Source organism: Streptomyces sp. NPDC057302 (assembly GCF_042667685.1).
In the GTDB taxonomy this organism is placed as follows: Bacteria; Actinomycetota; Actinomycetes; order Streptomycetales; family Streptomycetaceae; genus Streptomyces.
Window position 1 is genome coordinate 1 of record NZ_JBHUZJ010000081.1, and the last position, 17,926, is coordinate 17,926.

General features: G+C 68.5%; 14 protein-coding genes and 1 riboswitch. Of the genes, 8 read left to right on the forward strand and 6 right to left on the reverse strand.

Annotated elements, in window-relative coordinates; all coding sequences use genetic code 11:
• Positions 1-102 precede the first annotated feature (102 nt).
• The 4 genes from ACFUPX_RS36310 to ACFUPX_RS36325 all read right to left on the reverse strand — a co-directional run bounded on the left by ACFUPX_RS36310 (position 103) and on the right by ACFUPX_RS36325 (position 4,863).
• A complete protein-coding gene (locus tag ACFUPX_RS36310; protein WP_383332546.1) occupies positions 103-1,596 on the reverse strand; it encodes a glycoside hydrolase family 3 protein in 1,494 nt (497 codons plus the stop codon).
• An 8-nt stretch (positions 1,597-1,604) separates the two neighbouring features.
• Positions 1,605-2,423, reverse strand: a complete 819-nt coding sequence (locus ACFUPX_RS36315) for a carbohydrate ABC transporter permease (RefSeq protein WP_383332548.1) — start codon at positions 2,421-2,423, stop codon at positions 1,605-1,607.
• A gap of 71 nt (positions 2,424-2,494) precedes the next feature.
• Positions 2,495-3,475 carry a carbohydrate ABC transporter permease gene (locus ACFUPX_RS36320; RefSeq protein WP_383332550.1) on the reverse strand — a complete coding sequence of 327 codons (981 nt, stop codon included), beginning with the start codon at positions 3,473-3,475 and terminating at the stop codon, positions 2,495-2,497.
• Positions 3,476-3,582: 107 nt separating this feature from the next.
• Positions 3,583-4,863: an extracellular solute-binding protein gene (locus tag ACFUPX_RS36325; protein WP_383332552.1), complete on the reverse strand. Its 1,281-nt coding sequence runs from the start codon at positions 4,861-4,863 to the stop codon at positions 3,583-3,585.
• Positions 4,864-5,149: 286 nt separating this feature from the next.
• Here ACFUPX_RS36325 and ACFUPX_RS36330 point away from each other — a divergent pair, with 286 nt between their 5' ends.
• The 8 genes from ACFUPX_RS36330 to ACFUPX_RS36365 all read left to right on the forward strand — a co-directional run bounded on the left by ACFUPX_RS36330 (position 5,150) and on the right by ACFUPX_RS36365 (position 15,472).
• Positions 5,150-5,923, forward strand: a complete 774-nt coding sequence (locus tag ACFUPX_RS36330; protein WP_383332604.1) for a GntR family transcriptional regulator — start codon at positions 5,150-5,152, stop codon at positions 5,921-5,923.
• A 102-nt stretch (positions 5,924-6,025) separates the two neighbouring features.
• The gene (locus ACFUPX_RS36335) at positions 6,026-8,179 is read left to right on the forward strand and encodes a carbon starvation CstA family protein (RefSeq protein ID WP_383332554.1); all 2,154 of its coding nucleotides are present in this window, start codon (positions 6,026-6,028) and stop codon (positions 8,177-8,179) included.
• The gene (locus tag ACFUPX_RS36340) at positions 8,176-8,373 is read left to right on the forward strand and encodes a YbdD/YjiX family protein (protein WP_383332556.1); all 198 of its coding nucleotides are present in this window, start codon (positions 8,176-8,178) and stop codon (positions 8,371-8,373) included. Before ACFUPX_RS36335 ends, ACFUPX_RS36340 begins: the two co-directional genes overlap by 4 nt.
• Positions 8,374-8,494: 121 nt before the next feature.
• The gene (locus ACFUPX_RS36345) at positions 8,495-8,764 is read left to right on the forward strand and encodes a DUF3311 domain-containing protein (protein ID WP_383332558.1); all 270 of its coding nucleotides are present in this window, start codon (positions 8,495-8,497) and stop codon (positions 8,762-8,764) included.
• Entirely contained in the window at positions 8,761-10,410 is a 1,650-nt protein-coding gene (mctP, locus tag ACFUPX_RS36350; protein WP_383332560.1) for a monocarboxylate uptake permease MctP, read from the forward strand. Before ACFUPX_RS36345 ends, mctP begins: the two co-directional genes overlap by 4 nt.
• A gap of 118 nt (positions 10,411-10,528) precedes the next feature.
• Positions 10,529-10,666: riboswitch (cobalamin riboswitch) on the forward strand.
• 133 nt (positions 10,667-10,799) lie between these two features.
• Positions 10,800-13,208, forward strand: coding sequence for a ribonucleoside-diphosphate reductase subunit alpha (locus ACFUPX_RS36355; RefSeq protein WP_383332562.1), 2,409 nt, complete (start codon positions 10,800-10,802; stop codon positions 13,206-13,208).
• Entirely contained in the window at positions 13,208-14,230 is a 1,023-nt protein-coding gene (locus ACFUPX_RS36360; protein ID WP_383332564.1) for a ribonucleotide-diphosphate reductase subunit beta, read from the forward strand. The genes ACFUPX_RS36355 and ACFUPX_RS36360 overlap by 1 nt, the downstream gene beginning before the upstream one ends.
• A gap of 237 nt (positions 14,231-14,467) precedes the next feature.
• Positions 14,468-15,472 (forward strand): helix-turn-helix domain-containing protein, encoded by a 1,005-nt coding sequence (locus tag ACFUPX_RS36365; RefSeq protein ID WP_383332566.1) that lies wholly within the window; start codon positions 14,468-14,470, stop codon positions 15,470-15,472.
• On the opposite strand, the gene ACFUPX_RS36370 is transcribed toward ACFUPX_RS36365, so the two are convergent.
• Together ACFUPX_RS36370 and cyc1 are read right to left on the reverse strand one after the other, a co-directional pair.
• On the reverse strand, positions 15,423-16,772 hold the full coding sequence (locus tag ACFUPX_RS36370; protein WP_383332568.1) for a cytochrome P450: 1,350 nt from the start codon (positions 16,770-16,772) through the stop codon (positions 15,423-15,425). The two genes, ACFUPX_RS36365 and ACFUPX_RS36370, sit on opposite strands and share 50 nt — an antisense overlap.
• Positions 16,769-17,890: an epi-isozizaene synthase gene (gene cyc1, locus ACFUPX_RS36375; RefSeq protein WP_383332570.1), complete on the reverse strand. Its 1,122-nt coding sequence runs from the start codon at positions 17,888-17,890 to the stop codon at positions 16,769-16,771. Before cyc1 ends, ACFUPX_RS36370 begins: the two co-directional genes overlap by 4 nt.
• Positions 17,891-17,926 lie beyond the last annotated feature (36 nt).

The window sequence follows — 17,926 nt, forward strand, 5'->3', positions numbered from 1 at the left end:
CCTGCTGGGGGCGCCCCGGCACCTTTCTGTCCGTACGCGCACTGCGAGCGCGTGGGGGCTCGGCGCGCAGTTCCTCGCGCCCCTTGCGGGGCGCCCGCCCCCCTATGCTCCCGTGATCACCTCTGCCGCCGCCAGGCCGCAGACCCTTGCCGCGCCATGCGTCGCGATGTGCAGGGAGCCCGTCGGAGGTGACTGGGGGACGCCCATTTCGACCACGATCGTGTCGGGGCGGGCCGTGAGCAGGGTGGTCAGGGACTCCGCCATCCACGCGTGGCGGTGGGTGTCGCGGACCACGGCCACGATCCGCCGCTCCCCCGCCTCGGCCAGCGCGAGCGCACCCGCGTCCGCGCCGGTGAAGCTGCCCGTCTGGGTGCCGGGGAGCAGGCGTTCCAGCTCCGCGGCCACGCCCCACGGCGTCTCGTCGCCCACCGCGATGTTGGCCATCGGGGTGAAGGCGGCGACGAACGGAGCTTCGGTGAGCGGGGCCGCGTAGGACTCGCCCCGGGTGACCGTCAGGGCGCGGCGGGCCGCGACCAGGCCGATCTCGGTGTCGGGCGCGCCCCCCGAACGATCGGCCGCGCCCGACACCGAGGTCCAGTGGGCCAGCGCGCGGACGCGCGCCGCCGCATCGGCGAGACGTTCCTCGGACAGTTCACCCGTGCGTACGGCCGCGATCAGCGCGTCCCGCAGGCGCAGCACCGTCTCGTCGTCCGCGAGGCCGCCGCCCACGCAGATCGCGTCGGCGCCGGCGGCGATGGCGAGGACGCTGCCGCGCTCGATGCCGTAGGTGGCGGAGATGGCCTGCATCTCCATGCCGTCCGTGACGATCAGGCCGTCGTAGTTCAGTTCCTCGCGCAGGATGCCCGTCAGGATGCGGCGCGAGAGCGTCGCCGGGTATTCGGCGTCCAGGGACGGGACGAGGATGTGCGCGCTCATCACGGCGCGCGAGCCCGCGGCGATCGCGGCCCGGAACGGCGCGAGATCGCGCGCCCGCAGCACCTCGGGGTCCACCCCGATGCGCGGCACGTCGAGGTGCGAGTCGACCGCGGTGTCGCCGTGCCCCGGGAAGTGCTTGGTGCAGGCGGCGACGCCCGCGGACTGCAGGCCCTCGACGTACGCGGCGGTGTGCCGGGCCACCAGGAGCGGATCCGCGCCGAAGGACCGTACGCCGATGACGGGATTGTCCGGGTTGGAGTTGACGTCGGCGGACGGCGCCCAGTTGAGGTTGACGCCGCACGCGGCGAGCCTGCGGCCCAGCTCGGCGGCCACGTCACGGGTCAGCGCCGTGTCGTCGACCGCCCCGAGCGCGTGGTTGCCGGGGAAGGAGGAGCCGGAGCGGACCTCCAGGCGGGTCACGTCACCGCCCTCCTCGTCGATGGCGACCAGGACGTCGTCGCGCTCGGCACGCAACTGGGCCGTAAGGGCGGCCAGTTGTTCGGGCGAGGCGATGTTGCGGCCGAACAGGCCGACCGAGGCGAGGCCTTCACCGATCCTGCGCAGCAGCCAGTCCGGCGCGCTGGTGCCGACGAAGCCGGGCTGCAGGACGGTCAGGGCGTCACGGGTCAAGGTGTCGGTGGGGCTGGTGAGTGTCGTCATATGGCGTGTTATCCCTTCACGGCGCCGTCGGTCAGACCGCTGACGGCCCTGCGCTGCAGGAAGACGAAGAGGACCAGGATCGGGATGGCGAAGAGCGAGGCGGCGGCCATGGTGGCACCCCAGTCGTCGCCGAATGCGGTCTGGAAACCGGAGAGCCACACCGGCAGGGTCTTGGCTTCCGCCTCCTTGTTGAGGACAAGGACGAGCGGGAATTCGTTCCAGGCGGTGATGAATCCGAAGAGCGAGGTTGACATCAGGCCCGGCGCGAGCAGCGGCAGGATCACCCGCCGGAACGCCTGCATCCGTGAACAGCCGTCCACCATCGCCGACTCCTCCAGCTCGCGCGGCACCGCGGCGACGAAGCCGCGCAGCGTCAGGAGCGTGAAGGGCAGGATCATCACCATGTAGAAGAGGGTGAGCGGGACGAGGCTGTTCAGCATGTCGGCGTCGCGCACGATGATGTAGATCGCGATGACCATGACTTCCCAGGGCGCCATCTGCGCCAGCATGAAGCCGATGATGAAGCCCTTGCGGCCCTTGAACCGCATCCGGGCCAGCGCGAAGGCCGACGCCAGGCCGATGATCAGCGAGAAGACCACGGCGAGCAGCGTGACGGTGAGGGAGTTACCGACCATCGTCCAGAAGTGGTCGGCGTTCACGGCCGTCTTGAAGTGCTCGAACGTCACGTCGGTCGGGACCCACACCGGGTCCTCGCTGATGATGTCGCCGGTCGGCTTGAAGGCCGTGGCGAACATCCAGTAGACGGGGAAGACGAAGCCGATGAAGAGTACGACGGCGACCGCGTTGGGCCAGATGCGGCGGGCCATTGAAGAACCCGACGAACGTGCCGAACGCGTCGGCCGCGCCGGCCGCGACGACTTCGACGAAGCGGTGCGGTTCACAGCTCGTCCTCCTCTTGCTTGAGCACGATCCGCAGGTAGAAGGCGGTCAGGGCCAGCAGGATCACGATGGTGAGCAGCGCGATCGCCGCGCCCATGCCGAAGTGCTGGTTGCCCATGCCCTCGATGTAGGCGTAGACGGGCAGGATCTCGGTGAGCCGGTCCGGGCCGCCTTCGTTGAGCGCCATGACCTGCGCGAACGCCTTGAAGACCCAGATGATCTCCAGGAACGTCGTCGCGTAGAGGAAGGGCCGCAGGTAGGGCAGCGTGACGTTCGTGAAGCGCTTCCAGGCGCCGGCGCCGTCGAGCGACGCGGCCTCGTAGAGCTCCTTGGGGATCACCGTCGTCGCGGCGTACAGGTTGATCGCCACGAAGGGGATCGACATCCAGACGATCAGGAAGATGACCACGAAGAACGTGGACATCTGGCTGCCCATCCAGTCGTAGTCGGCCATCGAGTGCCAGCCGGCCTTGTCCAGGACCCAGTTGACGACGCCGAAGCGCTGGGCGAACAGCCACTGGTAGACGGTCGTCGCCGCGATGACCGGCATCGCCCAGGCGAGCACGAGCCCGACCAGGAGGAACGTCCGCATCCGCTTGCCGAGCCGGGCGAGCAGCAGGCCCACCAGGGTGCCGATCACCATGATCAGGACGACATTGACCGCGGTGAACGCGATCGAGCGGCCGGTGACCCGCCAGAAGTCCTCTCCGGTGAGGACCTCCTTGAAGTTGTCGATCCCGTTCCACTCCGTGAGGTGGAGGATGAACTGCCTCATGTTGAGGTTCTGGAACGACAGCATCGCGTTGTTGATCAGCGGCCAGCCGAGGAACACGAGCGTGGCCGCGATCGCGGGAAGCAGGAGCAGATAGGGGGCGAGCGACCGGGCACGCTCGCGGGGCTTGCCCGGATCTCCCGGCCGTCCGTCCGTTTTCAGGACGTCCGGCGGGCCGGTGGGCGGCCGTTCGGTCTGCACGGTCATGCTCGCCATCTCTTTCGTGGGCATCGCGGAACGCAGCGCTGTGCCGGGGCAGCGGGCCCGGGGGCGGAAGTCACCCCGGGCCCGGAGTCCCCGGCAGGAGCGCGTCCTTACTGCTTCTGCGACAGGCGCTTGTTGAGCTCGCCCTCGACCTGCTTGGCGGCGGCGTCGTTCGACTTACCGTTCAGCACCGCGGTCATGTAGTTCTTGATCGGGTTCGGCGGGTTCTCCACCGCGGCCCACTCCGGGATCAGCGGGGTCGTGCCGCCGCCGGCGGTGGCGGGGGCCATGGCCTCGGCTGCCGGGTTGCCCTTGAGCTGGGCCTCCAGGGCCTGCTTGTTCGGGATGACGCCGCCTTCCTTGGCGAGCGCACCCTCGAACTTGTCGTTCAGCGCGATCTTCAGGAACTCCTTGGCGAGCTCCTGCTTCTTGCTGGTCGCGGCGACGGCGAGGTTCGAGCCGCCCAGGAAGACGCCCTCGGGCTTGTCGGCCGTCGCACCGGGGATGGTGAAGTAGCCGATGTTGTCCTTGAACTTCTTGTCCTTGCTGGCCTCGATCGCGGTCGCGGCCTCCCAGCTCATGCCGATGAAGGCGCCGGTCTTGCCCTTGGCGAAGACCTCGGCCTGCTGCGGGGTGGCCTCGTCCTTGTTCTTGGGGGCCTTGGAGAGGTCCGCGAACTCCTTGTACGTCTTCATGGCCTTGGCGACCTTGGGGTCGGTCAGGTTGGAGACGTACTTGTCGCCGTCCTTCTTGACCAGCTCGGCGCCCTCACCGATGGTCAGGCCGACGAAGTGGTACCAGTTCTGGCCCGGCAGGTAGATCGGCTCGGCGTCCGTCTTGGAGTCGATCGCCTTGAGGTCCTTGAGGAACTCGGCGCGGGTCTTGGGGGTCTCCTTGATGCCGGCGTCGGCCCAGACCTTCTTGTTGTAGATCACCACGCGGTTCAGGACGAACCACGGGGCCGCGTACTGCTTGCCGTCCACGACCGAGGACTTGTTGATCGACTCGGTCCAGTCGGCGCCGAGCCCCGACTTGAGGTCGCCCAGTTCGGCGAGGCCGCCGGTCTTGGCGTACGCGGCGGTCTGGGTGTTGCCGATCTCGAAGACGTCCGGCGGGTTCTCCTCGGAGAGGGCGGTGGTCAGCTTCTGCTGGATGCCGTTCCACTGCTGGACTTCGAGCTTCAGCTTGGCGCCGGTCTTCTTCTCGAAGGCGGCCTTGACGTCCTTGGTCCAGCCGGCGGGCGTGGAGCCGTCCATCGCCCAGAGCGTCAGGGTCTCCCCCTTGAAGCCGTCCGCTCCGGCCTTCTTGTCGTCACTGTCGTCGCTGCCACAGGCCGCGATCGAGACCAACATGCCAGCGACACCGATGGCCGCTATGAGCTTGCGCTTCACGTCACCCTCCTCAAGGGATGCCAGTCAACCCCCCACCCGCAGCGACCAAATGGACCGAGATCTGCCCGTGGGACTGGAACCTGGTCTTTAATGGTGTAGACCAGTACGGGGAGCTTGGCCTAGACCTTTAGGGGTGTCAAGGGTGTATAAGAAGGGCTGTCAGGTCCGTTATCGGACCGACACCTGAGCGAGCACGGTTAGCTCAGCCCGGTACGTGCCACCATGTGAGCCGCGACAGACGGAGGAGCCGGTGACGGCAGCAGCACAGGAGCCGGGAAGGCAGACCATGGGCACAGAGGCGGCCAGTTCAGGAACCGACGCGGGTGCGCCCCCGAGCGTCGGCCGCACCGCGCGCGTGCCCAAGTACTACCGCCTGAAGCGCCACTTGCTCGACATGACGGAGACCCTGCCGCCCGGCACCCCGGTCCCCCCGGAGCGCACGCTGGCCGCCGAGTTCGACACCTCCCGCACGACGGTCCGCCAGGCCCTCCAGGAGCTGGTCGTCGAGGGTCGCCTGGAGCGGATCCAGGGCAAGGGCACCTTCGTGGCCAAGCCCAAGGTCTCCCAGGCCCTCCAACTCACCTCGTACACCGAGGACATGCGGGCGCAGGGCCTCGAACCCACCTCCCAGCTCCTGGACATCGGGTACATCACCGCCGACGACACCCTCGCCGGGCTGCTCGACATCAGCGCGGGCGGCCGGGTGCTCCGGATCGAGCGGCTGCGCCTGGCCAACGGCGAGGCGATGGCCATCGAGACCACGCACCTCTCGGCCAAGCGCTTCCCGGCCCTGCGCCGCTCCCTGGTCAAGTACACCTCCCTCTACACGGCACTCGCCGAGGTGTACGACGTCCACCTCGCGGAGGCCGAGGAGACCATCGAGACCTCCCTGGCGACCCCGCGCGAGGCCGGCCTGCTCGGCACGGACGTGGGCCTGCCGATGCTGCTCCTGTCGCGGCACTCCCTGGACGGCGGCGGCCAGCCGGTGGAATGGGTGCGTTCGGTCTACCGCGGCGACCGCTACAAATTCGTGGCACGCCTCAAGCGCCCCACGGACTGACCCGCCTCCCCGGGGACCAACCCCCTTCCGGGGTCTGGCGCGGGGTCCCCCTGCTGCTCTACGTTCCTCCCGTCATCGCATGATGAACGGGAGGACGACCCGGTGCGCACAGCGAATCCCCGATCCATCGTCATCTGGACCCTCGTCGCGCTGGTGGGCGCCGCGGGCTGGGCCGTGCTCGCGCTCTCGCGCGACGAGGAGGTGTCGGCCGCCTGGATGGTGGCCGCGGCTCTCGGCTCGTACGCCATCGCCTATCGCTTCTACTCCAAGTTCATCGTCGACCGCGTCCTGAAGGTCGACAAGAACCGGGCCACCCCGGCCGAGCGCCTCGACAACGGCATCGACTTCCACCCGACCGACCGCCGCGTCCTGCTCGGCCACCACTTCGCGGCGATCGCGGGCGCGGGCCCCCTGGTCGGGCCCGTACTGGCCGCGCAGATGGGGTACTTGCCGGGCACGATCTGGATCATCGTCGGCGTGATCTTCGCCGGTGCCGTGCAGGACATGGTCGTCCTCTTCTTCTCCACGCGGCGTGACGGCAAGTCGCTGGGCCAGATGGCGCGCGAGGAGATCGGCCCCTTCGGCGGGGCCGCCGCGCTGCTCGCCGCCTTCGCCATCATGATCATCCTGCTCGGGGTGCTCGCGCTCGTCGTCGTCAACGCGCTCGCCGACTCGCCGTGGGGCACCTTCTCCATCGCGATGACCATCCCGATCGCGCTGTTCATGGGCTTCTACCTGCGCATCCTGCGCCCAGGGCGGGTCAGCGAGGTCTCCCTCATCGGGATCACGCTGCTGCTTCTCGCGCTCGTCGCCGGGCGCTGGGTCGCCGAGTCGTCGCTGGCCGACACCTTCACGCTCGCGCCGTCGACGCTGGTGATCTGGCTGGTGGCGTACGGATTCATCGCCTCGATCCTGCCGGTGTGGATGCTGCTCGCGCCGCGCGACTACCTCTCCACGTTCATGAAGATCGGCACGATCCTGCTGCTCGCGATCGGCGTCGTCGTCACGCTGCCGACGCTGAAGATGGACCCGGTAACCGACTTCGCCTCGCGCGGCGACGGCCCCGTCTTCGCGGGATCGCTCTTCCCCTTCGTCTTCATCACCATCGCCTGCGGGGCCCTCTCCGGCTTCCACGCGCTGATCTCCTCGGGCACGACGCCGAAGATGGTCCAGAAGGAGACGCAGATCCGGATGATCGGCTACGGCTCCATGCTGATGGAGTCGGCGGTCGCGGTCATGGCGCTCGTCGCCGCGAGCATCATCGATCCGGGGCTCTACTTCGCGATGAACGCGCCCGCGGGCGTCATCGGGGACAACGTCCAGGCCGCGTCCCAGGCGGTCGCGGGCTTCGGGTACTCCATCTCCCCCGAGGACCTGGCGCAGGCCGCCAAGAACGTCGAGGAGTCCTCGCTGCTCTCGCGCACCGGCGGCGCTCCCACGCTCGCGGTCGGCGTCTCCGAGATCTTCTCGAAGGTCACCGGCGGCTCCATGAAGGCGTTCTGGTACCACTTCGCGATCATGTTTGAGGCGCTGTTCATCCTGACCGCGCTCGACGCGGGCACGCGCGTGGGCCGCTTCATGCTCCAGGACATGCTCGGGAACGTCTACAAGCCCTTCAAGAGGGTCAGCTGGAAGCCCGGACTCATCATCACGAGCGCGGTCGTCACCGGCCTGTGGGGCTACTTCCTGTGGGTGGGCGTGCACGAGCCGCTCGGCGGGATCAACCAGCTCTTCCCGATCTTCGGCATCTCCAACCAGCTCCTCGCGGCGGTCGCGCTCGCCGTCTGCACGACGCTCCTGGTGAAGTCGGGACGCCTCAAGTGGGCCTGGATCACCGGCGTTCCGCTGGTCTGGGACGCCACGGTCACGCTCACCGCGAGCTGGCAGAAGGTGTTCTCCAGCGATCCGCGCGTCGGCTTCTTCAAACAGCGCTCGATCTACCAGGACGCGATCGACGACGGAAAGATCCTGCCGCCCGCCAAGTCCATGGACGACATGCACACCGTCGTCACCAACTCCACGGTGGACGGCGTCCTGTCGGCCGCGCTCGCCCTGCTCATCGTCGTCGTGATCGCGGACGCGGCCCGCATCTGCGTGAAGCACGTCCGCGACCCGCGCTCGTCCAGGCTGAGCGAGGCGGAGTACGTCGAGTCGAAGCTGACCGCGCCCGCCGGGCTCATCGCGACCCCGCAGGAGAAGGCGGAACTGGCGGCGGCGAAGACGGAGGCTTCCGACGACGCGCAGGTCCCGTCATGACGTGGGTGCTGCGCGGGCTGCGCTGGGTGCGGTGGTACGCGCGGGAGTTGACCGACGAGTCCGCGTACGACCGTTATGTCGCGCACACGCGCAAGACGCATCCCGGGGCATCCGTGCCCTCCCGGAGGGAGTTCGAGCGAATGCGGACGGACCGGCAGGAGTCCGACCCCCGACAGGGGTTCCGCTGCTGCTGAGCAGGTACGACGAGGGCATCGCGACCCGTCCGGTATCCGGACGGGGGTTCCATAGATCAATCCTCTCGCCTAGATTTCCCGCACGTTAAAGGTGGGATAAGCGAGGGAGCGGAGCCGCGAAGTGTCAGATGCGCCTGAAGTGAGCAGACCGGTGATCACGCCGGTCCGCGTGGTCATTGCCCTCTGTCTCGTCGCGCCGTTCGTGGCGATGCTCTGGGTGGGCTCCTACGCGAAGGTCGAACCGACCTTCATCGGCATCCCGTTCTTCTACTGGTACCAGATGCTGTGGGTGCTCATATCCACCGTTCTCACCATGATCGCCTACAAACTGTGGCAGCGTGACCAGCGCGCCCGCAAGGCCGAGCAGGCCCAGGGGGGTGCGACCCGATGAACGAGCTCGCAGCGGACACGGGCGGCGTCAACGGCATCGCCCTCGCCGTCTTCATCTTCTTCTTCGCCGCCGTCACGGCGATGGGCTTCCTGGCCGCGCGCTGGCGCAAGGCCGAGACCGAGAGCCTGGACGAATGGGGCCTGGGAGGCCGCTCGTTCGGCACCTGGGTCACGTGGTTCCTGCTCGGCGGCGACCTCTACACCGCGTACACCTTCGTCGCCGTCCCGGCGGCGATCTACGCGGCGGGCGCGGCCGGCTTCTTCGCGGTGCCGTACACGATCCTCGTCTACCCGCTGATCTTCACCTTCCTGCCGCGCCTGTGGTCGGTCTCGCACAAGCACGGGTACGTGACGACCTCGGACTTCGTGCGCGGGCGCTTCGGCTCCAAGGGGCTCTCGCTCGCCGTCGCGGTCACCGGCATCCTCGCCACGATGCCGTACATCGCGCTCCAACTGGTCGGCATCCAGGCCGTGCTCGACGTCATGGGCGTCGGCGGCGGTCCGGACACCAACTGGTTCGTCAAGGACCTGCCGCTCCTGATCGCGTTCGCGGTGCTCGCCGCGTACACGTACTCGTCGGGTCTGCGCGCCCCCGCGCTGATCGCGTTCGTGAAGGACGGTCTGATCTACCTCGTGATCGCCGTCGCGATCATCTACATCCCGATCAAGCTCGGCGGCTTCGACGAGATCTTCCAGGCGGCGAACGACAAGTTCTCGTCGGCGAACGAGGCGGCGGGCAAGCCCGTCGCGGGCCTCGCGCCGGGCCACACGGGGCAGTGGACCTACGCCACGCTCGCGCTCGGCTCCGCGCTCGCGCTGTTCATGTACCCGCACTCGATCACGGCGACGCTCTCCTCCAAGAGCCGCAACGTGATCCGCCGCAACACCACGATCCTGCCGCTCTACTCGCTGATGCTGGGCCTGCTGGCGCTGCTCGGCTTCATGGCGATCGCGGCCGGGGTCAAGGTGGAGAACGGGCAGCTGGCGATCCCGCAGCTGTTCGAGACGATGTTCCCGGACTGGTTCACCGGCGTCGCGTTCGCGGCGATCGGCATCGGCGCGCTCGTACCGGCCGCCATCATGTCGATCGCGGCAGCGAATCTCTTCACCAGGAACATCTACAAGGACTTCCTCAAGCCGGACGCGACACCCGCACAGGAGATGAAGATCTCCAAGCTGGTCTCGCTCCTGGTGAAGGTCGGCGCGCTGGCCTTCGTCCTCACCATGGACAAGACGGTCGCGATCAACTTCCAGCTCCTGGGCGGCATCTGGATCCTGCAGACCATGCCCGCACTGGTCGGCGGCCTGTTCACGCGGTGGTTCCACCGGTGGGCGCTGCTCGCGGGCTGGGCGGTCGGCATGGTCTACGGAACGGTCGCCGCGTACGGGGTCGCCTCGCCGACGCAGAAGCACTTCGGCGGCTCGTCCGACGAGATCCCCGGCATCGGCGAGATCGGCTACATCGGCCTCACGGCGTTCGTCCTGAACGTGGTGGTCACCGTGGTCATGACGTTCGTCCTGCGCGCCGTGAAGGCCCCTGACGGCATCGACGAGACCTCTCCCGGGGACTACACCGCGGACGCGGGCGACCCGGGCGTCGTGGAGGACCTGCCGCCGGCCACGGTGGGGGCGCCGGGCGGGCACTGACCCTTCCGCCACGTACGTCCCGCTACGTACGCCACACGGGCCGCCGGAGGAATCCGGCGGCCCGTTCTCATGCACTGCGACGCACCCCGACACAAGATATGGGGCTGCCACTCAGAGCCAGCACAAGATGTATGCTCGTGCTCGCTGTCGCCGCAGGGGAATCCGGTGCAAGTCCGGAACTGTCCCGCAACGGTGTATGAGTACGCATTTGTCGTGCTCTCTAGTCCGAAGACCTGTCGGCAGCGCGCCCGTTCCGACCGGTCCGGGTGCCAACGACGTCCGGGCCTCGTGGAATGGGCTGGTGGACGCGGAGCGCAGCCCTGCCCTGGGCGCCCCCGTGTGTCACTCCTCCCCTCCCCGAGGCTCCGAGCCGAGCGAGGGAGTGCTCCGTGACCATCGCGCCAGCCGAACCTGCGTCAGCGCAGACCACCGACGGTCAGCAGACCGCCGACGGCCCAGGAACCGCGCTGCTGCGTACCCTGACCGACCTCACCGCCGACCTCCCCGACGCCGACCCCGGCAGAGTCGCGGCCGCCGCGCTGCGTGGCCGCTCGGCCAGGGGGGACGCAGAGAGCACAGCGGAGCTGCGGGAGCTGGCGACCGAGGCCGCCGCGGGGCTCATCTCCGAGGACCCGACGTACTCGCAGCTCGCGGCCAGGCTCCTCAGCCTCAGCATCCGTGACGAGGCCGCGTCGCAGGGCGTGCGCTCCTTCTCCGACTCGGTCGCCGTGGGGCACCGCGAGGGCCTGATCGCGGACCGCACCGCCGCGTTCGTCGTCGACCACGCCGAACACCTGGACGCTCTCGTCCAGGACGCCCTCCAGGACGGCGCGGACTTCCGCTTCGGCTACTTCGGCCTGCGCACCCTGCACAGCCGCTATCTGCTTCGCCACCCGATCACCCGGCAGGTCATCGAGACCCCGCAGCACTTCATGCTGCGCGTCGCGAGCGGCCTGGCGGAGGACGGGAGCCTGCGCGCGGTGGACGAAGTCGCCTCCCTGTACCGCCTGATGAGCCGCCTGGACTACCTGCCGTCCTCGCCGACGCTCTTCAACTCCGGCACCCGGCACCCGCAGATGTCCTCCTGCTACCTCCTCGACTCCCCGCTGGACGAGCTGGACTCCATCTACGACCGCTACCACCAGGTCGCGCGCCTCTCCAAGCACGCGGGCGGCATCGGCCTCTCGTACTCCCGCATCCGCGCCCGCGGTTCGCTGATCCGCGGCACGAACGGCCACTCCAACGGCATCGTGCCGTTCCTCAAGACCCTGGACGCCTCCGTCGCCGCCGTGAACCAGGGCGGCCGGCGCAAGGGCGCCGCCGCGGTCTACCTGGAGACGTGGCACTCCGACATCGAGGAGTTCCTGGAGCTGCGCGACAACACGGGCGAGGACCAGCGGCGCACGCACAATCTCAACCTCGCGCACTGGATCCCGGACGAGTTCATGCGCCGGGTCGCCGCGAGCCAGGACTGGTCGCTGTTCTCCCCCGCCGACGTGCCCGAGCTCGTCGACCTGTGGGGCGACGAGTTCGACGCCGCGTACCGCAAGGCCGAGGCCGCCGGGCTCGCCCGCAAGACCATCCCGGCCCGCGACCTGTACGGCCGCATGATGCGCACCCTGGCGCAGACCGGCAACGGCTGGATGACGTTCAAGGACGCCGCCAACCGCACCGCCAACCAGACGGCGGAGCCCGGCCACACGGTCCACTCCTCCAACCTCTGCACGGAGATCCTGGAGGTGACGGACGACGGGGAGACGGCCGTCTGCAACCTGGGTTCGGTGAACCTCGGCGCCTTCGTGGACACCGCCGCGGGTGACATCGACTGGGAGCGGCTCGACGAGACCGTACGCACCGCCGTCACGTTCCTCGACCGCGTGGTCGACATCAACTTCTACCCGACCGAGCAGGCCGGCCGTTCGAACGCCAGGTGGCGTCCGGTGGGCCTGGGCGCGATGGGTCTGCAGGACGTCTTCTTCCAGCTGAAGCTGCCCTTCGACTCCCCTGCCGCGCGCGCCCTCTCGACGCGCATCGCCGAGCGGATCATGCTCGCCGCGTACGAGGCGTCCGCCGACCTAGCCGAGCGCAACGGACCCGTCCCCGCCTGGGAGAAGACCCGCACCGCGCGCGGCGTCCTGCACCCCGACCACTACGGCGTCGAGCTGACCTGGCCGGAGCGCTGGGCCGCGCTGCGGGAACGTATCGCCGTGACCGGCATGCGCAACTCGCTGCTTCTCGCGATCGCGCCCACCGCCACGATCGCGTCCATCGCGGGCGTGTACGAGTGCATCGAGCCGCAGGTCTCCAACCTCTTCAAGCGCGAGACGCTGTCCGGCGAGTTCCTCCAGGTCAACGCCTACCTGGTGCAGGAGCTCAAACGGCTCGGCGTCTGGGACGCGCAGACCCGCGAGGCGCTGCGCGAGGCCAGCGGCTCCGTGCAGGGCTTCAGCTGGATCCCCGCCGATGTGCGCGAGCTCTACCGCACCGCGTGGGAGATCCCGCAGCGCGGCCTGATCGACATGGCCGCCGCGCGCACGCCGTTCCTGGACCAGGCGCAGTCCCTGAACCTGTTCCTGGAGACGCCGACCATCGGCAAGCTCTCCTCGATGTACGCGTACGCCTGGCAGCAGGGTCTGAAGACCACGTACTACCTGCGTTCGCGCCCGGCGACCCGGATCGCCCGCGCCGCGGCGGGCCGCACCGAGGCCGCCGCCCCCGTACCCGCCCAGGCCACGGCCGACGAAGACGCCGTCGCCTGCTCCCTGGAAAACCCCGAGTCCTGCGAGGCCTGCCAGTAATGTCCAGCACCACCAACGCCGAGAAGAACCTCCTCGACCCGGGCTTCGAGCTCACCCTGCGCCCGATGCGCTACCCCGACTTCTACGAGCGCTACCGGGACGCGATCAAGAACACCTGGACCGTCGAGGAGGTCGACCTCCACTCGGACGTCTCCGACCTCGCCAAGCTCTCGCCCGGCGAGCAGCACATGATCGGCCGCCTGGTCGCGTTCTTCGCGACCGGCGACTCGATCGTCTCCAACAACCTGGTGCTGACGCTCTACAAGCACATCAACTCCCCCGAGGCCCGGCTCTACCTGAGCCGCCAGCTCTTCGAGGAGGCCGTGCACGTCCAGTTCTATCTGACGCTGCTCGACACCTATCTCCCCGACCCGGCGGACCGCGCGGCGGCCTTCGACGCGGTCGAGGAGATCCCCTCCATCCGCGAGAAGGCGGAGTTCTGCTTCCGCTGGATGGACTCCGTCGAGAAGATGGACCAACTGGAGAGCAAGTCCGACCGGCGCCGCTTCCTGCTGAACCTGATCTGCTTCGCCGCGTGCATCGAGGGACTCTTCTTCTACGGTGCCTTCGCGTACGTCTACTGGTTCCGCTCGCGCGGTCTGCTGCACGGCCTCGCGACCGGCACGAACTGGGTCTTCCGCGACGAGACGATGCACATGAGCTTCGCCTTCGACGTCGTGGACACCGTCCGCAAGGAGGAGCCGGAGCTCTTCGACGACGCGCTGCAGACGCAGGTCACGGACATGCTCAAGGAGGCCGTCGAGGCCGAGCTGCAGTTCGCGCGCGACCTGTGCGGTGAGGGCCTGCCCGGCATGAACACCGACTCCATGCGCGAGTACCTCCAGTGCGTCGCCGACCAGCGGCTCCAGCGGCTCGGGTTCGCGCCGGTCTACGGCTCCTCAAACCCGTTCTCGTTCATGGAACTCCAGGGAGTCCAGGAGCTGACCAACTTCTTCGAGCGGCGTCCTTCGGCCTACCAGGTCGCGGTCGAGGGTTCGGTCTCCTTCGACGACGAGTTCTAGCCGCGCCGGGCCGCGGGAGGGGGCGGACGCCGCCTCCCGCAGCTCGCGGTCGATCCGGCGCTCGTGGACGTACCCGACGAGCGAGGGTGCGGCAAGGAGGAGGAGGACGGTCAGGACGGTCGCGTAATCGGTGATTGCGTTCATGTCCTTACTGTCCTGCGCGCCGGACGGAAGCGTCAGTGGCAGGACTGCCACACACCATCGACTTACTGCCAGTCCTGCGGCACACTGGCAGCCATGCTGAGGAACGTGGCCGTCGTACTGCTCGACGGCGTGAATCCCTTCGAACTCGGCGTCGTCTGCGAGGTGTTCGGCCTCGACCGGAGCGACGCGGGTCTTCCGGTGTACGACTTCGCGGTGGTCGCCGCGGAGGAGGGACCCCTGGGCAATCACGCGGGGTTCACGATCACCACTGCGTACGGCCTGGACCGGCTGGAAGAGGCCGATCTCATCGCCGTGCCCGCGGGCCAGGCCTTCGTGGACCGCACCTACCCCGAGGAGCTGCTGGCCGCCCTGCGCCGTGCGGTGGGCCGCGGGGCACGCGTCCTCTCCGTCTGCTCCGGGGTCTTCGTGCTCGGCGCCGCGGGGCTGCTCGACGGCCGCCGGTGCGCCGTGCACTGGCGGCACTCCACGGAGCTCGCGGTGCGCCATCCGCGGGCCCGGGTCGAGCCCGACGTGCTGTACGTGGACGAGGGCCCGGTCGTCACGTCGGCGGGGACCGCCGCCGGGATCGACGCCTGCCTGCACATCGTGCGCCAGGAGCACGGCATCGAGGTCGCCAACGCCATCGCCCGGCGCATGGTCGTACCGCCCCATCGCGACGGCGGACAGGCCCAGTTCGTGGAGCGCCCGCTGCCGCGCGCCGCGTGCGACACGGTGGGCGGGGTGCTCGCCTGGATGGAGCGCCATCTGGACACGGACATCACCGTCGAGCTGCTCGCCGAGCGCGCGCACATGTCGCCGCGCACCTTCGCGCGCCGCTTCCAGCAGGAGACGGGCACCACGCCCTACCGCTGGCTCCTGCGCCAACGGGTGCTCCTGGCGCAGGAGTTGCTCGAAGGGTCGGGCGAGACGGTGGACGCCATCGCCGGACGTGCCGGTTTCGGCAACGCCGCGGCGATGCGCCACCAGTTCCTGCGGGCGCTCGGCACCACACCGAACGCCTACCGCCGCACCTTCCGCGGTCCTGCGGTCAGCAGCGCCGCTCGGCCCGCAGAACCAGCTTCTTCGGCTGCAGGGTGATCCCGATCTTCGTGTCGGCGTCGGTCTCCGCGACCGGCGCCAGATGCCACTTCGGGGCGACCGTCGCCAGGATGATGGCCAGTTCCGCGAGGCTGAAATGGTCTCCCGGGCACTTGCGGTTACCGGTGCCGAACGGCATCATCGCGAACTCCGGTACGTCTTGCGCCCGTTCCGGATTCCAGCGGTCCGGGTCGAACCGAAGATGCTGCTCGAAGGAACGCGGATCGCGCTGCATCGCGTACACGCTGTAGACGATGTCGGCGTTGGCCGGAATGCGATAGCCACCCAGCGTGGTTTCCCCTACCGACCGGCGCGTGAATATCCAGGCCGCGGGTTGTATACGCATGGCCTCGGTGACGACATTCCGCGTGTGCGGCAGGTCCTTGAGGTCGGCGAATGTGATCTCCCGGTCCGGCGCGACAGCATTTACTTCTTCAACCAATCGCCTTTCCTGCTCGGGGTGTTCGGCCAGGAGATGGAACGTCCACGCCAGGGTCGACGCGATATTCTCGGCACCCGCCACGACGAGCGAGATCACGTGGTCGTGGATCTCCTGATCGCCGAGCGGCTGCCCTGATTCATCGTGCGCCCGCAGCATTTCGGCCAACAGGTCGTCCTTGCTCGCACCGGCCGCCCTGCCTTCGGCGACGATCTCGTCGACCACCGCGTGCAGATCGGCGAGCGCGCTCTGGAAGCGCCGGTTGCCCTGGGTCGGCACGCGGTACAGCGGCCCGACCGACAGGACCATCCTGCGGTAGAGCCCCTCGAAGACGGTGTGCAGCGAGTCGGCGATGCGGTCCGCCTTCTCCCCGATCGCGTCGACCTCCAGGAGCGAGCGGGACACGACGCGCACGGCGGTGCGGAACATCTCCGCGTTGATGTCGACCGTGTCGCCCGGCCGCCAGCGCGCGGCCGTCGTACGGGCCTCCTCCTCCATCACCTTGGCGTAGTCGGCGATCCGCTCGGGACGGAACGCGGGCTGCATCATGCGCCGCTGGCGCCGGTGCACCTTGCCGTTGCTGGTCGCCACCCCCTTGCCGAGAAGCACCTCCAGGGTGTCCCAGAGCGGCCCCCCGACGATGTAGTCGGGGCTCCTCAGGAGCTGCCCGACCAGCTCCGGGTCGCAGACCGCGTACGCCGTCTTGGGTCCCAGCCTGATGCGTACGAGATCGCCGTGGTCCCGCAGCGCGCCGAGGAAGCCGAGCGGGTCGCGCACCAGGTTCCAGGCGTGCCCGATGAGCGGGGCGCCGCCACTGACGAGCGGTGGAGTTGTCGCGGGTATCGCGGATTCGACGCTCATTCCTCACCAACCAATTCGGTTTCGGCCATGTCGTGCATTCCGGCGTCGCTCACGTACGGGGGAATGGACCTGTCGTCCCAGCTGTCCACCCGGTAGCGGCCGGATTCGTGGTGGAACCAGTACACGGAAGAGAACCAGTTCCGCATATTGAAGACGCAGGACTCCACCGCGTCCGAGAGTTCCTGTCCGTGCGCGCTCCCGTCGGCCAATCTCCCGGCGAGATTCAGCACTTCTTTCTCTGCCGCGAGGAAATCCGAAATGCAGCCGACGACCCGCCGGTGGACTTCCGCCACGGCCTCTTCGAGAGAAAGTCCCTCGTGCTGGATCAGACTGATTCCGAGATTGTGCAGTTCATCTCCCGCGAGTTCTTTGGGGAGTGAGCACAGGTCGTTGTACCAGGCGGAGAAGTCCTGCGTGGCGAGCGCGGCCCGCCGGTATGCCGGATGCTTCCGCACGTCCCGCGGCAGTTCGTGGCGCGCCGTGGGTTCGAGCAGGTCGATCCACGTCCAGTGGGCGAAGGTCAGCCTGCGCAGCTCGATGTAGGCCTCGACCGTCGGGACCGTGCCGGTCCTGCGGTTCCTGAACTCCAGGTCGTACGCCTCGATCACGCTGTGGAAATGCCGGGCGAACCGGGCGTTCCAGCTGGCCCCGAGGTGCGAGTACAGCCTCAGGACGCAGTCCGCGAACCCCGCCACCAGGGGATCGCGGTGGTGCAGTTGCTGCCGGGGTGCCCGGAGCGTCTCGTGGAGCCCGCGGCACAGGCGGCGCCACTGCGTCGCCCTGCCGTGCACGGAGTCGCGGTCGTGCCGGTCGTCCCACGCGAAGAACCAACTGCTGAGGTCGGCTATCGCGCTGAGCAACTCGTCGGGCGCACCAATGTAGTAGCCGGCGACCAGGTCGGTGTAGCACAGGCTGTCGGCGTACCGCTCGACCTTGTCCGGGGGCATGAGGCGCATTTCGCGCAGCCATGTCCTGGACTTCTCCTGAAGCTCCGGCCAATACGGATGCAGTCGTCGTGGAAAATCTGCCTCGATCACCGGGAGCGCCAGCGCCGGTGGCACGGATACCCCCGGTGTCTGTGGCTTCGTCGGTGAAGTGCCATATGAATATGCAGGCACGAACAAGCCCCTCTCAGCCGCCTGGGGACGCACGCC

Excerpts from the sequence above, each read along its gene's own strand:
- ACFUPX_RS36320 (WP_383332550.1), bottom strand. The coding sequence starts at position 3,475 with ATGACCGTGCAGACCGAACGGCCGCCCACCGGCCCGCCGGACGTCCTG.
- ACFUPX_RS36370 (WP_383332568.1), bottom strand. The coding sequence starts at position 16,772 with ATGAGCGTCGAATCCGCGATACCCGCGACAACTCCACCGCTCGTCAGT.
- ACFUPX_RS36330 (WP_383332604.1), top strand. The coding sequence starts at position 5,150 with ATGGGCACAGAGGCGGCCAGTTCAGGAACCGACGCGGGTGCGCCCCCG.
- ACFUPX_RS36310 (WP_383332546.1), bottom strand. The coding sequence starts at position 1,596 with ATGACGACACTCACCAGCCCCACCGACACCTTGACCCGTGACGCCCTG.
- ACFUPX_RS36315 (WP_383332548.1), bottom strand. The coding sequence starts at position 2,423 with ATGGCCCGCCGCATCTGGCCCAACGCGGTCGCCGTCGTACTCTTCATC.
- ACFUPX_RS36360 (WP_383332564.1), top strand. The coding sequence starts at position 13,208 with ATGTCCAGCACCACCAACGCCGAGAAGAACCTCCTCGACCCGGGCTTC.
- ACFUPX_RS36340 (WP_383332556.1), top strand. The coding sequence starts at position 8,176 with ATGACGTGGGTGCTGCGCGGGCTGCGCTGGGTGCGGTGGTACGCGCGG.
- mctP (WP_383332560.1), top strand. The coding sequence starts at position 8,761 with ATGAACGAGCTCGCAGCGGACACGGGCGGCGTCAACGGCATCGCCCTC.
- ACFUPX_RS36365 (WP_383332566.1), top strand. The coding sequence starts at position 14,468 with ATGCTGAGGAACGTGGCCGTCGTACTGCTCGACGGCGTGAATCCCTTC.